16 protein-coding genes are annotated in these 17,613 nt (G+C 72.0%); 7 read left to right on the top strand and 9 right to left on the bottom strand.

The window, feature by feature from the left end; translation table 11 throughout:
* Nucleotides 1-5 precede the first annotated feature (5 nt).
* From IIE03_RS06905 to IIE03_RS06880, 6 genes are all read right to left on the bottom strand, one after another.
* Complete coding sequence (locus IIE03_RS06905; protein WP_192862008.1) at nt 6-1,559, bottom strand: AbgT family transporter; 1,554 nt, start codon at nt 1,557-1,559, stop codon at nt 6-8.
* Nucleotides 1,556-2,665, bottom strand: coding sequence for a CE1 family esterase (locus IIE03_RS06900; protein WP_225997399.1), 1,110 nt, complete (start codon nt 2,663-2,665; stop codon nt 1,556-1,558). Before IIE03_RS06900 ends, IIE03_RS06905 begins: the two co-directional genes overlap by 4 nt.
* A gap of 106 nt (nt 2,666-2,771) precedes the next feature.
* Nucleotides 2,772-3,512, bottom strand: a complete 741-nt coding sequence (locus tag IIE03_RS06895; RefSeq protein WP_192862010.1) for a creatininase family protein — start codon at nt 3,510-3,512, stop codon at nt 2,772-2,774.
* A gap of 23 nt (nt 3,513-3,535) precedes the next feature.
* Entirely contained in the window at nt 3,536-4,234 is a 699-nt protein-coding gene (locus IIE03_RS06890) for a FadR/GntR family transcriptional regulator (protein ID WP_192862007.1), read from the bottom strand.
* 115 nt (nt 4,235-4,349) lie between these two features.
* Nucleotides 4,350-5,063: a DUF998 domain-containing protein gene (locus IIE03_RS06885; RefSeq protein ID WP_192862006.1), complete on the bottom strand. Its 714-nt coding sequence runs from the start codon at nt 5,061-5,063 to the stop codon at nt 4,350-4,352.
* A 5-nt stretch (nt 5,064-5,068) separates the two neighbouring features.
* Nucleotides 5,069-6,121 (bottom strand): aldo/keto reductase, encoded by a 1,053-nt coding sequence (locus IIE03_RS06880; protein WP_192862005.1) that lies wholly within the window; start codon nt 6,119-6,121, stop codon nt 5,069-5,071.
* 101 nt (nt 6,122-6,222) lie between these two features.
* On the opposite strand from IIE03_RS06880, the gene IIE03_RS06875 reads away from it, so the two are divergent.
* Nucleotides 6,223-6,804, top strand: coding sequence for a TetR/AcrR family transcriptional regulator (locus IIE03_RS06875; RefSeq protein WP_192862004.1), 582 nt, complete (start codon nt 6,223-6,225; stop codon nt 6,802-6,804).
* A gap of 152 nt (nt 6,805-6,956) precedes the next feature.
* On the opposite strand, the gene IIE03_RS06870 is transcribed toward IIE03_RS06875, so the two are convergent.
* The gene (locus IIE03_RS06870) at nt 6,957-7,724 is read right to left on the bottom strand and encodes an SDR family oxidoreductase (protein ID WP_192862003.1); all 768 of its coding nucleotides are present in this window, start codon (nt 7,722-7,724) and stop codon (nt 6,957-6,959) included.
* Between the two features lie 170 nt (nt 7,725-7,894).
* Between IIE03_RS06870 and IIE03_RS06865 the strand changes: the two genes are divergently transcribed.
* Entirely contained in the window at nt 7,895-8,797 is a 903-nt protein-coding gene (locus tag IIE03_RS06865; RefSeq protein WP_192862002.1) for a helix-turn-helix transcriptional regulator, read from the top strand.
* Between the two features lie 217 nt (nt 8,798-9,014).
* On the opposite strand, the gene IIE03_RS06860 is transcribed toward IIE03_RS06865, so the two are convergent.
* A complete protein-coding gene (locus tag IIE03_RS06860) occupies nt 9,015-9,533 on the bottom strand; it encodes a hypothetical protein (RefSeq protein ID WP_192862001.1) in 519 nt (172 codons plus the stop codon).
* Nucleotides 9,534-9,575: 42 nt separating this feature from the next.
* Here IIE03_RS06860 and IIE03_RS06855 point away from each other — a divergent pair, with 42 nt between their 5' ends.
* The 4 genes from IIE03_RS06855 (at nt 9,576) to IIE03_RS06840 (ending at nt 13,379) form a co-directional block, all read left to right on the top strand.
* Nucleotides 9,576-10,019: a MarR family winged helix-turn-helix transcriptional regulator gene (locus tag IIE03_RS06855; RefSeq protein ID WP_192862000.1), complete on the top strand. Its 444-nt coding sequence runs from the start codon at nt 9,576-9,578 to the stop codon at nt 10,017-10,019.
* On the top strand, nt 10,016-10,351 hold the full coding sequence (locus tag IIE03_RS06850; RefSeq protein ID WP_192861999.1) for a putative quinol monooxygenase: 336 nt from the start codon (nt 10,016-10,018) through the stop codon (nt 10,349-10,351). The genes IIE03_RS06855 and IIE03_RS06850 overlap by 4 nt, the downstream gene beginning before the upstream one ends.
* Nucleotides 10,352-10,452: 101 nt before the next feature.
* Nucleotides 10,453-11,559: a flavin-containing monooxygenase gene (locus IIE03_RS06845; protein ID WP_225997397.1), complete on the top strand. Its 1,107-nt coding sequence runs from the start codon at nt 10,453-10,455 to the stop codon at nt 11,557-11,559.
* 170 nt (nt 11,560-11,729) lie between these two features.
* On the top strand, nt 11,730-13,379 hold the full coding sequence (locus IIE03_RS06840; protein WP_192861998.1) for a LuxR family transcriptional regulator: 1,650 nt from the start codon (nt 11,730-11,732) through the stop codon (nt 13,377-13,379).
* Nucleotides 13,380-13,455: 76 nt separating this feature from the next.
* Here the strand turns inward: IIE03_RS06840 and IIE03_RS06835 are convergent, their stop codons facing one another.
* The gene (locus tag IIE03_RS06835; RefSeq protein WP_192861997.1) at nt 13,456-13,998 is read right to left on the bottom strand and encodes a GNAT family N-acetyltransferase; all 543 of its coding nucleotides are present in this window, start codon (nt 13,996-13,998) and stop codon (nt 13,456-13,458) included.
* Between the two features lie 234 nt (nt 13,999-14,232).
* On the opposite strand from IIE03_RS06835, the gene IIE03_RS06830 reads away from it, so the two are divergent.
* Nucleotides 14,233-17,589: a PKD domain-containing protein gene (locus IIE03_RS06830; protein WP_192861996.1), complete on the top strand. Its 3,357-nt coding sequence runs from the start codon at nt 14,233-14,235 to the stop codon at nt 17,587-17,589.
* Nucleotides 17,590-17,613: the final 24 nt, after the last annotated feature.

Below are 17,613 nucleotides of genomic sequence, written 5' to 3'. Positions count from 1 at the left end.
GTCGGTTACCGCACGGGTGCTCCGGGGCCGAGCGGGATGCCGAGTGTCCACCACGCGAAGAACAGCAGTGTCCAGGCGAGTGTCATGCATACGGCCAGCGGGAGGGTGTACGAGGCGAGGGTGCCGATCCCGGCGTCCTTGCGGTACCGCTGGAGGAAGCCGAGAGCCATGATGAAGTACGGGCTCATCGGCGTGATCGATGTGGACCCGGAGTCGGCGATGCGGAACAGTGCCTGCGTGGTCTCCGCGGGCACCTCGAGCAGCATCAGCATCGGCACGACGACGGGGGCGGCGATCGCCCACATCGCGGAACCGCTGGTGACCAGGATGTTGACCACGGACAGCAGGGCGAGGACGGCCAGGAAGACCACCCAGATCGGTACGCCGCTGGTGCGCAGCGCCTCGGCCGAGTTCACGGCGACGACGTCGCCGATGTGGGTCCAGTCGAAGTACTGCAGGAACTGGGCGATCGCGAAGAAGAGGACCAGCACGGGTGCCATCTGGCGCACGCCCTCGGCCATGAGCTTGGGAACGTCGGAGGCCTTCGAGATCGCTCCGGACCGCCACCCGTAGACGACACCCACGACCGCGAACAGGACGGCGACCACGGCCGCGATCCCGTCCAGGAAGGGTGATTCGGTGAGGCTGCCGTCCTGCCCGCGCAGCGGTGACGTCGGCGGCAGCACCGCGGCGGCGATCGCGGCCATGGCCGCCAGGCCGGCGAGGAGCGCGGTGCGCAGTGCGGACCGGTCGCGCGGGGACAGTTCCAGTCCGGCGACGTCGTCCAGGTCTGCGTCGGGGTCGGCGTCCAGATCGGGACGCTTGGCCAGCACCAGCCGCGTCACCAGGGTGATAACGGTCGCCAGCAGCAGTGAGGAGGCGATGTTGAAGAACCAGTTGCTGACCGGGGAGACGTAGGCCGCCGGGTCGATGATTCGTGCCGCCTCGGTGGTGATGCCCGCGAAGATCGCGTCGTTCGGCGTCGGTACGGGACTGGCGTCGTAGCCGGAGGCGATCGAGGTGTAGGCCACGACGACGCCGAGGATCGGCGATCTGCCGACCGCCCGGAAGGCGAGACCGCCCAGCGGCACGAGGATGATGTAGGCGGCGGCGCTCGCCACATGCGAGACGGTGCCCGCGAAGGCGACGGCGAACACCACCCACGACACCGGCACCCGGGACACGGAGACCTTCATCAGCGCGGCGAGGAAGCCGGTGCGTTCGGCGATCGCGACGCCCATGATGACGGCGACGATGGTGCCCATGGGGCCGAACGTGGCGAAGTTGTCGATGGCCGTCGAGACGGCCATGGCGAGCCCGTCGCCGCTGAGCAGGTTCTGGACCACCACCGTCTCTCCGTCGGCCGGGGAGACCACGGAGACGCCCGCGGCGGACAGTGCGGCGCTGGTCACGCCGAGGATTCCCGCGAGGATCCAGAAGAGCCAGAAGGGGTGCGGCAGGGCGTTGCCGAGCCGCTCGACGACGGCCAGCGCGCGCAGGACGCGGGGCAGGCGGTCCGGTGCGGCCTCGGGGCCGGCCTGCTTCGAGGTGGTGGTCATGACGCCACCTGCTCGTTCGCGGTGAGGAAGCGCGCCGGCAGCCGCTCGTTGCGCAGGAAGTCCCACATCACCTCGTGGGCCTCGATGCTGTGCGTGGCGTATCCGCCGCCGGAGTAGCTGTCCTCGCCGGGCCAGGTGTGCCCGCCGCCGAGCACCGCCACGTGCGTGACCTCGGCGCCGCGGCGGCAGTCGGTCCAGCGGTAGGTCGTCACGTCGCCGGCGGTCGCCTCGACGGCGGGACCGGTGGCGCACCCGTTGCGCTCGACCCAGCCGCCGACCCAGTGCGGGACGGCCGGCAGGCCGCGGTCGATGTCACCCACGTAGGGGATAGTGACGTCGTTCGTCCCGTGGAACTCGATCACCGGCACGGGGCGCTGCGGTCGGCAGTCGGGGTGTCCGGTGCCGTACAGGGCGGCGGCGACCGGCGCGATCGCGGCGATCCGGTCGGAGAGCTCGCACGCCAGGATCGCGGTGAAGCCCGCGCCGTTCGACTTGCCGGTCGCATACACCCGCCGGGTGTCCACGCACAGCTCCGACTCGAGCAGGTCCAGCACGTCGTTCGTGTAGGCCACGTCGTCCACGCCGGGCGCGGAGTAGGGCGCGCCCTCCCAGGCCTGTCTCTCCCCGTCTCCGGTGCCGACGACGCCGTTGCCGTAGGCCACGATCGCGGGCAGCCCGTCCAGCCCCGAGAACGCCTCCGTGCCCGCTCCCGTGTTGCCACGGCCGTGGTAGACCAGGACGACGGGCCAGGCGCGATCGGCGCGGTAGCCGTCTGGCAGGTGCAGCTGGACGGTGCGCTCGCGACCGTCGCTGGTGAGCGAGTGCAGCACGCTGGTGCCCGGCTCCTGGACCGGATCGCTGCCGCAGCCGGCCGAGCCCGCCCGGCCGCCGGCCGCGGCCCGGTTGGTGCCGACCGGCGAGGTCGTGATGTCCGGCGGCCCCGACGCGGCGACACCGGACGCTGCCGGGGCAGCGATCGCCGACGTGCCGCCGATCGGGCCGGCCAGGCCGCAGACCGCGACCGCCAGCGCGGTCAGGAGCGCGGCGCGGCGGAGAGCTGCCCCTCCCGCGCCGGGCCGGGTGGGTGATGCTGTCGTCGTTGACATGCGAGTTCCTTTCTCGACATCCGCCCGCGGACGCGGGCATGACGGAATGGACACCTGGCGGGCCAGGTGTGTGGAAGGTTGCGGACGTGGTGGTGGGGTGCCGGTCCTAGGGAGCCGGCCAGTCCTCGAGGAAGGCGGTGATCCGGCCGACGATCGCCTTCACGATCGCGGCACCGTGGTCGGCGGTGGCGCGGCGGGGGTCGCCCAGCACCCCGTTGGGGCTGAGGCGGTCGTACGGGAGGGTGAGGGTGGGCTGCGCGTGGTCACGCGCGACGCGGGCGAGGTCGTCGAGCTGGTCGGGAGTGGTGGTGCCGGGCTCGAGACGGTCGGTGTGGACCAGGTGGGGTGCCAGGTGCAGCATCTGCGCGGTCTCGGCCTCCCCGGAGTGGCCGTGGACGGCACTGGGACGCAGAGCGGCGACGGCGTCGCCGGCCAGCGCGGTCAAGGGCGACCAGGCGAACTGCACAGCGGGGTGGGAGACCAGCAGGTCCTGCGCCACGGTCGTGAGGGCGGCGTTGTTGCCGCCGTGCCCGGTCACGACCAGGAACCGTGTCCACCCGTGCCGGTGCAGGCTCGTGACGTACTCCCGCACGAGGGCCGCGAACGTGCCCGTGGTCAGGGTCACCGTGCCGGGGAACCGCAGGTGGTGCGGCGACACCCCCACGGGGATCGACGGCCCGATCACGACCCGGCCGGGAAAGCTCGAGGCGACCTCGGCCACCACGGCCTCGGCCCGCACGAGGTCGGTACCCAGCGCCATGGCGGGGCCGTGCTGCTCCAGCGCGCCCGCAGGGATGAGCACGACCGTGCCCCGTGCGGCGGCGTCGGCGGCCTCGACCGTGGTCATCTCCACGAGACGGTCCGGCCCCGTCACGAGGCCCGCCCCGCATCGTCGCCGAAGTCGGCCGCCTCGACCGAGGCGCGGATCGTGGTCAGATGGGTCCGGGTCAGCCGCTCGGCCGCGACCGCGTCACCCGCACGCACCGCGTCCAGGATCTCAAGGTGCTCGGCATGATCACGCTCGCGATCGTCGTAGCGGAACCGGATCTCGGTCTGCTCCGTGGCGCGCACATGCAGCAGCGCCTCGACGGTCTCGCGCAGCAGACCGTTGCCCGACGCCGCGGCCAGCTCGACATGGAAGTTCAGCGCCGGACGGAACCCGTGCACCGGCGGCTGCAGCGCGGTGGCCGCCGCCGCCTCCAGGCGCTGCAGGCCGGCGGCATCCCGGGCACGCGCGGCCAGGGCGGCGATCCCGGGCTCGATCACCAGACGAGCCTGGACCAACTCGATCACCGACGCACGAGTGATACGTGGCCGGTGCGGGTTGGCCAGGACCGCACGCTCGATCCCGGGGCCGATATAGGTGCCCGATCCGTGCCGCAGTTCGACGACGCCGGTCGCCTCGAGCCGCCGCAACGCCTCACGGACGGTCGGCGTCGTGACAGAGAAGCGCTTGGCCAGGTCGCGGGAGGACTCGAGCACGTCGCCCGGTCCGAGACCCGCCGAACGGATCAGATCGACGATGTCATCCGCGAGCCGCTCGGAGAACGGCGCTCTACCCTGAGTCATAAAGTGACTAAATCACTTGGTCAATACTTCTGTCAAGGCTGGCGCACCCGGGCGTCTTCGGGGCTGGTGGCGCCCGGGTTCATCCCAGGGGGACGTGAGCGCGGCAAGCAACGGGTCAGCCGGTGAGGACCGCACCCGCTTCCCGCTTGTCGAGCACGGTCGCTGGTTGCCGGGTCAGCGTCACGGCCCCGAGCAGGGCGTGCCCGATCATGATCGGGTAGATGGCCCAGCGCTCGAACAGCCCGATGTTCCACTCGATGCCGGCGCGGACGTCGACCATGAACAGGATGTACCCGATCAGGCCCAGGACCCCGAGCACGACGAGCGTCCGGCCGGGAGAACGGCCGAGGCCGAGGCGCCCGGCAGACAGGCCTGCCAGCAGTGCGAAGACGTTTCCGCTGACGATGACCGTCTGCGCGCCGAGGAAGTGGAACACGGCGAGCCCGTTGGCCACGTTCTCGTTCGAGCCGTGCACGAGGCCGACGAGTGATACCCCGACGCCCGAGAGCACGGCGAGCACCGTCAGGGCGATAGGGCGCCAGCCCTTGCGCTGGTCCAGGAGGAGGGCGGCGCCGGCGATCAGGACGACGCCGTGGAACACCCAGCCGGTGTTCATGACCCAGGCCAGCGGGGAGTCGGCAGCCTGCCCGAACGCGATCTCGCGCTCGGGCAGACCGAGGTGGCTGACCCAGTTGTACAAGGGTGCGTAGCGGGGGTTCGTCCAGGCAGCGGCGGTGACGAGTTCGGCGGCCCAGCTGACCAGCGGGCCGGCAAGCAGCAGGAGGGCGCCGAGGCGAGCTGCGCCTCCGGTGCGGAGGATCGAAGTCATGGTGGTCACGCCTCCAGGGCCATACCGGGGATGCGGGCGCGGATGGCATCGAGCTCGGCCTCGTCGGAGACACCCTGGAAGTCGTACCGGGGTGTGTACGGCGCTTCGAGGGCGCGCAGCTCGTCGTCGGTGAGGTCCAGGTCGAGCGAGGCCACGGCGTCGTCGATCTGCTGCGCCGAGCCCGCGCCCACCAGCGGCGCGGTGACCACGGGTTGGCGGTGCAGCCACGCCAGGGCAACCTGTGCCCGGCTGACTCCGCGGGATTCGGCGACGGAACCCACCGCGTCGATGATCGCGCGGTTGGAGGCCTCCTCCGCGGGTGTGTAGAGCTGGTCGGCGAACGCGCCGTCGGTCTCGGCGCGGTGGGTGGCGTTGGCCTGGTCCCACGGGCGGGCGAGACGACCGCGAGCCAGCGGGCTCCAGACGACGGTGCCGACGCCCTCGTCCAGGCACAGCGGGATCATCTCGCGCTCCTCCTCCCGGGCCAGGAGGTTGTAGTGGTCCTGCATCGAGACGAAGCGTGACCAGCCGTGGGCCCGCTGCAGGTGCAGCGCCTTGGCGAACTCCCAGGCGTGCATCGAGGAGGCGCCCAGGTAGCGCACCTTGCCGGCCTTCACGAGGTCGCTCAGGGCTTCGAGCGTCTCCTCCAGCGGCGTGGCAGGGTCGTTGCGGTGGACCTGGTACAGGTCGATGTAGTCGGTGCCCAGCCGCCGCAGCGAGTGGTCCACCTCGGTCATGATCGCCTTGCGCGACAGCCCCTTGCCGTTCGGTGCGGGGCGCATCGGATGGCGCAGCTTGGTCGCGATGACGACGTCGTCGCGGTCGGCGAAGTCGGCCAGCGCCCGGCCCAGGATCTCCTCACCGGAACCGTTGGAGTATATGTTGGCGGTGTCGAAGAAATTGACGCCCGCCTCGAGCGCATGCCTGATCAACGGTCGGGCCCGCTCTTCCCCGAGCGACCAGACGGGGTGGCCGCGGTCCGGCTCGCCATAGGTCATGGCGCCGATCGCGACCGGAGACACATCCAGGCCGGTGGTGCCGAGCTTCACGTAACGCACGGTTCTTGCCTCCTGCTAGAGTGAGCAACTCGCGGAGAGTTCTCCGCCATGCGATCGAAACTAGCGGAGAGTTCTCCGGGTGTCAACGGGAGGAGAGGTCCGTGCCTGAGGAGACGGCAACGACGTACGGGACGCAGCGCAAGGCGGCCGAGCGCAACCGTGCCGCGATCCTGGAGGTCGCCCACGAGTTGTTCGCGCAGAATCCCGCGACGTCGATGAACGAGGTGGCCAAGCGAGCCGGCGTCGGGGCCGGGACGCTGTACCGCCACTTCCCCACGCGGGAGGCACTGATCCTGGCGGTGTACCGGCACGACGTCGAGAAACTCGTCGCGGCGGTGGACGGCTTGCTGGCCCAGCACTCCGCCAAGGACGCCTTCGTCGAGTGGTTCGAGACGCTCGCGGCCTACATCCGGGTCAAGCACGGCCTCGGCGAAGCCCTGCACAACGCCGCGATCCAGGACGCCATCAACGAGACCTACGCCCCGGTCACCGCCGCCGTCGGCAAACTGCTCGACGCCTGCTCCGCTGAGGGAACCGTCCGCCCTGGCCTCGACCCGGGCGACGTCCTGCTCCTGATGGGATTCCTCTGGCGCGTCGCACCCGACGACGACGGCGTCACCCAGGGACGCAGGCTGACCGCGATGGTCTTCGACGGCATCGGCGTGCACGGCGTGGCCCGCTGAGGCGCAGGAGTGCCCAACGGCGATCCCTCCCGGCCCTCCTGCCTACCTCCGGACCGAGGCCGCCCTCGTCGCCGCCCCCCGCGCCCGCACCTGAGCCTCTCCGGCGGGAGGGTCCAACGGCGTACTCGCTGCGCCCCGCCTGAACCGGCCGCTCAGCCGGCCTGGGTGGTCGGCATCACGACGACCTCCTGCAGGTTCACGCGGGCGGGGAGAGCAACCAGGAAAGCGACCACCTCGGCGATGTCCTGCCCCGTCAGGACGGTGCGAGCTTCGTTCGAGGCGGCCATGTGGGCGCGAACGCCGTCATGGGTGACGTGATCGATCAGCTCTGTGTCCACCCCTCCCGGAGCGACGTCGGAGACCCGTACGCCCTTCGCCCCCAGCTCCATCCGGAGGTGCCGGCTCAGGTGGGCGACGAAGGCCTTCGAGGCGGAGTACACGGCGAACTCCGGGAACAGGTTCTGCGCGGCGATCGAGGAGGTGTTGATCAGGTCGGCCGGCTTACCCGCCGTGGCCGTCTCGACGAGCTGGTCCACGAACGCGCCGATGGTCGCCACGGCACCGCGAACGTTCACGTCGATCTGCGTCGCCCACTCGTCCTCACGGTGGTCGAGGATCGGGTTGGGCAGCATGATGCCGGCGTTGTTGAACACGATGCTCGCGTCGCCGAGCTCGTCCTGCACCCGGGCGGCCGCGGCCTTCACCGCATCGGAGTCCGTGACGTCCACCGGGATCGCTACCGCGGTACCACCGGCAGCCCGGATGTCGACGGCGAGGTGTTCGAGGCGGCCTGCTCGGCGCGCCAGGAGCGCAACGGCCGCTCCGTGTGCCGCGAGCAGGCGGGCAGTCGCCTCGCCCATGCCGGAGGATGCGCCGGTGACGACCGCGACGCGGCCGGAGAGGTTGGGGGTGAGGGCCATGGGGATGGCGTCCCTTCTGTTCGCAGGTCTTCGCGACCGCGATCGGCCGCCTCTCCACTTCACCGCAGCGCGCGGACGGACAGCAGGGTTTAGCGCGTAGCGCCGCACCTGGTATCGGCAGTACCTGGTGGCGTTCCCCTACCGCGGCCGAGGCGGGGCACACTGGACGCATGTCCACGCCGAGCGGGTTGCGCGAGTTCCTCACCTCGCGCCGTGCCGCCATCGACCCCGCGTCGGCGGGGCTGCCGCCCTCGACCGCGCCGCGCCGCACACCCGGACTGCGCCGCGAAGAGGTCGCCGCCCTCGCCGGGGTCAGCGTCGACTACATCGCCAAGCTCGAGCAGGGCCGCATCGGCAACGTCTCCGACCAGGTTCTCGACGCGATCTCCGACGCCCTGCGACTCGACGAGCTAGAACGTCAGCATCTTCGTGCTCTGGTCACGCCGAAGTCGCGGCGCCCTGCGCCGCCACCCCGCTCCAGCCGCATGCACGCACGCCCGAGCCTGCGCACGCTCGTCGACACCATCCCGAATCCTGCGATGGTCCAAGGCCCGCGCATGGAGATCCTCGCCAGCAACCAGGCCATGCGCACCGTCCTGACCGACTGGGATGCCATGCCCCGGCACGAGCGCAACATCGCCCGCTGGCTTTTTCTCGCTCCTGAGGCACGCACCCGATACGTCCGGTGGGAGACAGTGGCGGCCACGACGGTCGCATCCTTGCGTGCCGGCCACGACCCCCGACACCCAGACGAGGCGCTGGAACGGCTGGTCGGTGAGCTCTCGGTCGCCTCCCCCGAATTCGCGGCCTACTGGGCCGACTACCGGCTCTTCAAACACACCCACGGCACCAAGAAGTTCTTCCATGAAGCCGTCGGTGAGTTCGCCCTCAACTACGACACCCTCGACATTCCCGACTCCGGCGGCCAGATCCTGTGCGCGTACACCCCCGACCCCGGATCACCTTCCGAAGAGAAGCTCGCCCTGCTCCTGAGCTGGGCAGCCAGCACAGAACCCGGCGCCGCGCCGACTCCTGCGCGCCACGTCGAAGGACACGGACCCGGCCCACGCTGAGGCATCACCGCGATCCCAGGCCTGCGACCGCCTCCCATGAGAGGCAGCCCGAGCATCAGCCGCACCGACGTCACCGCCTTCATGCACCAGGCAGCGCGGCCCGGAGTGGATTCACCGCATCCCGGTTGTCACGACTGAGCGGCAGGGCTCCGACGTGGTCGCGAAGCGGCGTCTCGGCAGCACCGATGTCGAGATCACGTCGAGAGGTCGGGGCCGCTCAGACTCCTGACGGGCGAACGCTCGGGACGTGGGATTCGTAGAGCACGGCCTGCCGGGCCACGGAGACGACCCACAGGAAGGTCAGGGGTATGACCGTCAGGTTCTTGACGGCGAGGAGTGCCGCCCAGTACCGGTCCTCCTCGATCCCCTGCAGCCCGCTCGCGGCCCATTCCGGGATGGAGAACAGGACGAACACGACGAGCAGCAGCAGGCTGTCGACGACGAGGCTGGGCCATCGTTCGGCCAGGAACCGGTCGACGCGCTCGCCGACGGCGTCGCGCCGGAAGCGGGGGTCGGCGAGGATGCCGATCCGTATCGCCAGCAGGACGAGGACGATCCGGGACACCCAGGTGACGACCTCGAGCAGGGCGACGGGCGCCGAGTCCTCCCACAGGCGGGCGACGGCGCGTGAGGCGCCGGCCACGGCGCCGAGCCCCAGCACGAGCGCGAGCCGAGACAGCACGAAGCGCCAGGTCCAGGACAGGGAGTCGAGTGTGGTGCGCAGCTGGACTACCATTACTTCAATGTATCAAACATTTCGACATGTCGAAGGATTTTGATGGACGGCGCGTCCCTCGGCAACGAGTTCAGCACGGCAGTGATCGCCTTCCACGAGGCGATCGGCCGCCGCCTCGGCGTGTCCGCCGCCGACCACAAGGCACTCGGGCACATCGGCCGCCACGGACCCCTGACGGCCGGTGAGCTCGCGGCCGCCGTCGGCCTCAGCCCCGGCGCCGCCACGGCACTGGTCGACCGGCTCGAGTCGCGCGGCTACGTCGAGCGGGTGCGGGACGCCGCGGACCGGCGCCGGACGCTGATCCGCGCGCGCGACATGCCCGACCTGAGCGCGGTCTTCGCCGACCTCCAGCGCGAGGCCGCGGCCGCCACGGAGGGCTTCTCGGCGGAGCAGTGGCAGACCATCACCGAGTACCTGCGCATCATGACCGGCGTGCTGCGCCGACAGACCACGCACCTCAACGATTCACCAGGGAGTGCCACATGATCGTCCGCGTCTCCGAGGCGTCCGTCCGTACCGAGCGGTTCGACGAGTTCATGGAGATCCTCCGGGAACTCGTCGCGGGATTCCCCGCGGCCCACGACGGGCTGCTGGGCCACGAGATCCTCGTCGACCGCGCGAACCCCACGCGCGTGCAGTACGTCAGCCGCTGGCGGGACGAGGAGGCGGTGCGGGCGTTCGCCGGCGACGGCTGGGCCGACACCCCGGTCACGTTCCCCGACGAGGACGCCTACCTGACCGAACCGCTCCGTCTCCGCCACTTCGTCGTCGACGACTTCCCCACCGACGTCACCCTCGCGACGGCAGGTGATGGGTGACATTACCCATCACCGCCCGGGGAAGTTGGGTATCCGGCCCGATGAACGCGGGCATACGGCGCTCCTACGTTCGTCACGAGGACACGGACGAGGGAGACGTCATGACCCAGCACATCGAGACCCTGATCATCGGTGCCGGCCAGGCCGGCCTGAGCGCCGGCCACCACCTGAGGAAGCTCGGCCGCGAGTGCCTGATCGTGGACGGCAACGAGCGCATCGGCGACAACTGGCGCTGCCACTACGACAGCCTCGCCCTGTTCACGCCCGGTAAGGCGAACGGGCTCGACGGGGTGCCGTTCCCCGGCGACCCGGCACACTTCCCGTCCAAGGACGAGTTCGCCGAGTACCTCGAGCTCTACGCCGTCGCACAGGATCTCCCGGTCCGGATGCAGACCCGCGTGGACCGGCTGCGCCCGGCCGAGCGCGACGGGCACGACGGGTTCGTCGCCACCCTCGGCGCCGAGGAGATCACCTGCGACAACGTTGTCGTGGCCACCGGCACCTTCGGCCGCACCCCGCAGACCCCTCCGTTCGCCCGCGACCTCGCTCCCGGCATCCAGCAGTTGCACTCGAGCGCGTACCGCAACCCAGCCCAGCTCGCCGACGGTCCCGCCCTCGTGGTGGGCGCCTCGCACAGCGGCCTGGACATCGCCTACGAGCTCGCCGCGACCCGGCCCACGACCCTCGTCGGACCCGATCGCGGGAACGTCCCTCTCGACTGGGCCTCACACCGGATCCAGGTGGTGTTCCCCCTCATCGAGTTCGCCTTCAACCACGTGCTCACCCGCCGCACGCCGATGGGACGCAAGACGATGCGACAGCTGCGTCACCACGGCGCCCCGCAACTGCGGGTGAAGCGCCACCACCTGGCCGAACGCGACGTGGAGTGGGTCACCGAGCACATCACCGGCGTCACCGCCGGACTGCCGCGCCTGGCGGACGGCCGCACGTTCGACGTCGCGAGCGTCGTCTGGGCCACCGGATTCCGCCAGGCCTACGACTGGATCGACGTCCCGCTGCCGGTCCAGGACGGCTGGCCCGTGGAGTACCGGGGCGTGGTCGGGTCCGTGCCCGGCTTCTACTTCTGCGGCCTGGCGTTCCAGTACTGCTTCGCCTCCGGGGAGGTCAACGGCGTCGGGCGCGACGCCGCCTACATCGCACGGAAGATCACGGCACGAATGGGCACAAGGACCCTGTCACCCGTATGAGCCGGCGGGCCCCGGACGGCCCGGCACGATGATGCGCCCGGCCGGCAGGACCGTGCGGGCCCGGCGGAACACAGCACCGGCGCCCGCGCTATCGTCAGGAGAGGCACGACCGGCCGACGCCGCGGCGCGGTAGATGCCGGCCGGACCTCGAGACGGGGGTGAGGTGCGCGATGGGTGTGCTCGACGACCTGCATCGCGCCCGCGAGGCCTATCAGCGGCGGGACTGGATCGTGGCCTACCGGGCGCTCTCCGGACTGGACCGGACCGAACCCGACCGGACCGAGCTGACGGCCGGCGACTTCGTGGCGCTCGCGACGTCCGCGTTCCTGCTGGGGCGCCGCAACGACTCCGTGCAGGCCCTGCAGCGGGCGTACCAGCACGCCGTCGGACACCACGACGCCCGCACGGCGGCGCGAGCCGCCTACTGGCTGACCATGATCCTGAACACCGGCGGCGAGCCCGCGATCGCCGGCGGCTGGCTGTCCCGCGGCCGGCGCCTGCTCGACGACCTCGACGGCGGGGACGACGTCGTCGAACGCGGATACCTGCTCCAGCAGGTCGCGCTCGGCCACGTCATGAAGGGCGAGATCGCCGAGGCGCTCGAGGTCACACCACAGGTCACCGCGTACGGCCGCCGGTTCGCGGACCCCGATCTGACGGCGATGGGGCTGCACATGGAGGCCCGCCTGGCGATCTTCACCGGCCGGGTGCCCGACGGGCTGCGCATGCTCGACGAGGCGATGGCCTCGGTCGTGGCGGGCGAGGTCTCGGCGGTCTACTCCGGCGTCATCTACTGCTCCTGCATCGAGGCGTGCCAGGAGATCTCGGAGTTCTCCCGGATGCGGGAGTGGACGCACGCCCTGTCCACCTGGTGCGACGCCCAGCCCGGCCTGGTGCCGTTCACCGGCCAGTGCGCCGTGCACCGGGGACAGCTGATGCGCCTGCACGGCGCCTTCCGCGACGCGGTGGCCGAGCTCGACCGCGCGGCCGCCCGGTACACCGAGGAGGGCGGGTCCCAGGCCGTCGGCCAGGCGTTCTACGAGCAGGCCGAGGCGCTGCGACTGCTCGGCGAGTACGACGCCGCCCACCTCGCGTACGAGAAGGCCTCGGGCCAGGGGCACCCGGCCCAGCCGGGGCGTGCGCTGCTGTGGTTCGAGCGCGGGCGCCGGGACGCCGCCCTGGCCGCCGTCCGCCGGCTGCTCACGGAATGGCAGGACCCGGTCCACCGGTCGCGGGCGCTGCCGGCGGCGGTGGACGTGCTGGTCGGTTCCGACGAGGCCGGGGAGGCGGCGCCGCTCGCGGAGGAGCTGTCCGGGATCGCCACGGCGTTCGACTGCACCGGGCTGCGGGCGGCCGCGTGCTACGCGCTCGCGCAGGTCGCGCTGGCCCGCGGAGACGCCGAGCCGGCACTGGCCGAGGGCCGCCGCGCCGCCGAGGGCTGGTCGCGGCTGGAGGCGCCGTACGAACTGGCCCGGAGCCGGGTGCTGGTGGGCCGGGCGCTCCGCTTGCTCGGCGACGAGGAGTCGGCGCGCTCGGACCTGGCCGCCGCGCGCGACGCGTTCGCCGGGCTGGCGGCGCGGCCCGCGCAGCGGGCGGCGGCCGAGCTGCTGGGCGACGGCGAACGGCCGGGCGGCCTCAGTCCGCGCGAGATCGAGGTGCTGCGGCTCGTGGCCACGGGCCGGAGCAATGTCGAGATCGCCGGGCAGCTGGTGCTGTCGGAGAAGACCGTGGCCCGGCACCTGTCGAACATCTTCGCCAAGCTGGACGTCGGCTCGCGCACGGCCGCGGCCGCGTTCGCCTACGAGCACCGGCTGGTCTGACCGCCGCGGGCGCGCACCGCGCCGCCGCCACTCGCAGGGGTCCCGCCCTCGCGGGTGCCACCGCCCCGCGTGGCCGTCAGTCGTGCAGGATCCGCTGGTACAGGATGTGGTCCCGCCACTCGCCGGCGATACGCATGTAGCGCGGCGCGTAGCCGAACCGTTCGAAGCCCGCCCGCGTCAGCACGGCCTGCGACGCCTTGTTGTGCGGAAGCGTCCCGGCCTGCAGGCGGTGCAGGTCCAGCGCGTCACGGGCATGCTCCACGAGGGACGTCACGGCCCGCGTCATGAGGCCGCGCCCGCCGAGGTCCGCGTCGATCCAGTAGCCGAGGTTCCCGTTCTGGAACGCGCCACGCACGATGTCCGCGAGGTTGAGCCTGCCCACGACGTCGTCGCCGGACGCCAGCACGAGGAACACGCCCCGCCCAGCGCCCGCCTGCTCCAGCTGGAGGTCGACGACGCGCTTCTGGGCGGCCTCGGTGAAGAAGTCGTCCGGGCGGGCCGGCTCCCACTGCTCCAGGTGCGCGCGGTTGCGGGTGTAGGCGTCGGCGAGCGCCGCGGCGTCGTCGATGGTGACGTCACGCAGGACGACGTCGTCGGACAGGGCTACGGAGAGGGGCATGCGCCCGATCCTAAGGAATCGCAGGCGGTCGCTCGCCTCCGGCCGCCGCGGCGACGCGCCGCCACCCGATGCCAGGGCCCGCCGCCGGCCACGGCTCCCACCCATCTGCCCGACTTCACCCACTACTTCACCCGGTTTCGGCTTTTTGAGGCTCATGCCCGGCCGTAGCCTCGGACTGATCCGGAGGCGGGCGTGGGAAGCCCGGCGACGGCCCTTCGAGGCGGAGGTCGAGTCTTGCGCGTCCCCCCTGCTTTCTTCCCGGCTGAATCTTCCTCAGCCAGGCCGCGCCGCCGCCGGGCGGCGATCGCAACCGGCCGCCGCCCGGCGGCCGTCGCGACCGCCGTCCTGGCCACCGCGGCGCTCGCGGCCGGTCTCGCCACGGCACCGGCTGCTTCCGCCGCGACCGGTCGGGTCGCCGGCTCCGCGGCCACCGGGAGCGTCGCCGCCGGGGCGGCTCCCACGGCGGTGTCCGCCGACCCGCCTGTCACGGTGAGCAGCGACCCGCTCCCCACCGCCCAGATCAACGGCGTCGTCTGGACGCAGGTGGTGGCCGGCGACACCGTCTACGTGGGCGGGAGCTTCAGCTCCGCGCGCCCGGCGGGTGCCGCGCCGGGGACGAACGAGGTGCCGCGCGGCAACCTCCTGGCGTACGACCTCGCGACCGGGGAGCTCGACCCGTCGTGGTCCCCGATGACGAACGGTGAGGTGAAGGGTCTCGCGCTGTCCCCGGACGGGAGCGTGCTGTACGCCGTCGGCTCGTTCACGTCGGTCGACGGCACCACCCGGTACCGCTCGGCGGCGTTCGACACGGCCACGGGCGCGCTCACGTCGTTCCGGCCCTCGGTGAACGGCCCGGTGTACGCGGTGGCGACGTCCGGCGACGACGTCTTCCTGGGCGGCGCCTTCTCGAGCGTGAACAACACCGCCCGGTCCCGGGTCGCCGCGGTGGACGCGGCGACGGGCGCGACGACGCGCCCGTTCGAGGCGTCGGTCGACAACCGTTCGGTGCAGGCTCTCGTGGCCGCGCCCGACGGCGGCTCCGTGGTGCTGGCGGGGAACTTCACGTCGGTGGACGGTTCGTCGGCGCCCGGCTACGGCCTGGCCCGACTCGACGCCGCCACGGGCGATCCGCTGCCGCTGCCCGTCAACGCGGAGGTGCGCAACGCCGGCGACCAGTCGGCGATCCTGTCCCTGTCCGCGGACGCCGATCACTTCTACGGCACCGGCTACCACTACGGCAGGGCGGGCAACGTCGAGGGCACGTTCTCGGCGTCCTGGGAGACCGGTGAGCTGGTGTGGCTCGAGGACTGCCACGGTGACACCTACTCGTCGATGCCGTTCCGCGGGGTCTCCTATCAGGCCAGCCACAAGCACTACTGCGGCAACAGCGGCGGCTTCCCGGAGACGAACCCCCGCTCCTACCAGCACGGGACGGCGACCACGCTCACGGTCGAGGGCACGAACACGGCCGACATCTACGGCTACCCGGACCACCCCGGCACGCCGCGGCCCGAGTTCCTCAACTGGTACCCGGACTTCACGGTCGGCACGTACACGGGCCTGGACCAGGGCCCGTGGCACGTGACCGCGAGCGGTGACTACGTGGTGTTCGGCGGCGAGTTCCTCCGCGTGAACAACCGGCCGCAGCAGGGTCTCGTGCGGTTCGCGGTGCGGGAGGTGGCGCCGAACGACGACGGCCCGCGCCTCGGTGGCACGTCGTTCCAGCTGACCGCGTCGTCGCCCGCGAGCGGCGTCGTCCGGCTGACGTGGCCGGGGAACCACGACCGTGACGACAAGACCCTGTCCTACACGGTGTACCGCGACACGTCGTCGGCCCCGCCGGCCGCCGTGCTGGAGGCCACCGCGAGCTTCTGGGAGACGAAGCCCCTCACCGCCCTGGACATGGACGCCACCCCGGGTGCCACCCACCGCTACGCGGTCGTCGCGCGCGACCCGTGGGGGAACGCGGCGTGGTCCGACTGGGTGGAGGTCACAGTGGCCGACGGCGAGCCGCTCGACGAGTACGCCCGGGGCGTCCTGTCCGACGGCGCCACCCACTACTGGCGCATGGGCGGCACGTCCGGCCCGGTGACCGATCTCGCCGGGTCCGGCGATCTCAGCACCGGGACCGGCGTCGGGTTCGGCGCGACCGGAGCCCTGGCCGGCAGCTCGGACACCGCCGTCACGACCACCACGTCGACGAGCTCCCGCGCCTGGACCACCGGCACGGCGCGCCCCGGGCCGCAGACGCTCAGCGTCGAGACGTGGTTCCGCACCACGACCGCGCGCGGCAAGCTGGTCGGCTTCGGCAACCGCGGCAGCAGCACGACGTCGAGCAGCTACGACCGGCACCTCTACGTCGACGGCTCCGGCCGGCTCGTGTGGGGCGCCTATCCCGGCGCCATCCGCACCGTCGTCTCGCCCGTCCCGGTGACCGACGGCGCCTGGCACCACGCCGTCGGCACGCTCGGCCCCGACGGTCTGCGCCTGTACCTGGACGGCGAGCTCGTGGCCGTCGACGCGGGCACCACCGGGGCCCAGGCCTACAACGGCTTCTGGCGCGTCGGCGGGGACAACCTCGACGGCTGGTCGCCGTCGTCCCCCGGCCGCGACTTCGCCGGGACCCTCGACGAGATCGCCGTCTACGGGCACGCGCTCACGCCCGAGCAGGTCGCGCTGCACCACGTCGTCGGGACCACCGGCGAGGGGCCGAACCAGCCGCCCGTCGCCGACGCCACCCTCGCCATGGAGGACCTCACCCTCACCGCCGACGCGAGCGCCAGCTCCGACCCGGACGGCGAGATCGTGTCCTACGAGTGGGACCTCGGGGACGGCAGCACGGCGACCGGGCCCACCGCCGGGCACACGTACGCCGAGGCCGGGACGTACGAGGTGAGCGTGACGGTCACCGACGACGACGGCGCCACCGACACGCACACCGAGACCGTCACCGCGACGGACCCGCCGCCGCCCGACCCGGCGCTCGCCCGCGACACGTTCGCCCGCACGGTCACGGGCGGCTGGGGCACCGCCGACACCGGCGGCGCGTGGAGTCTCGGGGGTTCGGCCGCACGCTTCTCCGTCGACGGCGCGGCCGGGAAGCTCTCGATGGCCGGCGGGCTCACGCTGTCGGCGCAGCTCGACGACGCCTCGGCGACCGCCACGGACGTCACGCTGCGCACCTGGGCCGCCGAGACGCCGTCGGGCAACAGCTACCTGACCGTGCAGGGGCGCCGCGTCGGGAGCGAGCACCTGGGCGGGCGGCTCAAGCTCTACCCGGACGGGCGCGTCGACCTGCACACGGTGCGCAACGGCACGCCTCTGGCGGGCGGGGGCGTCGCGGGTCTGGCGTTCGCGCCCGGCGACCCGCTGCTCGTGCGTGTGCAGGTGACGGGCGGATCGCCGGCGACGATCCGGGCACGGGTCTGGGCCGAGGGCAGCCCGGAACCGGCGACGTGGCAGGCGGTCTCCACCGACGCCACCGCGACGTTGCAGGGCGCGGGATCAGTGGGCGTCAGCCTCTTCACGGGCGGCTCCACGGCGTCGACCTGGGCGTTCGACGACGTGGTCGTCGTGGACCCGGAGGACTGACAGCCCGATGAGCCGGTAGGGCCG

The organism is Myceligenerans pegani (genome assembly GCF_014892515.1).
Lineage (GTDB): Bacteria > Actinomycetota > Actinomycetes > Actinomycetales > Cellulomonadaceae > Myceligenerans > Myceligenerans pegani.
This window is presented reverse-complemented; position numbering and strand designations above follow the sequence as displayed.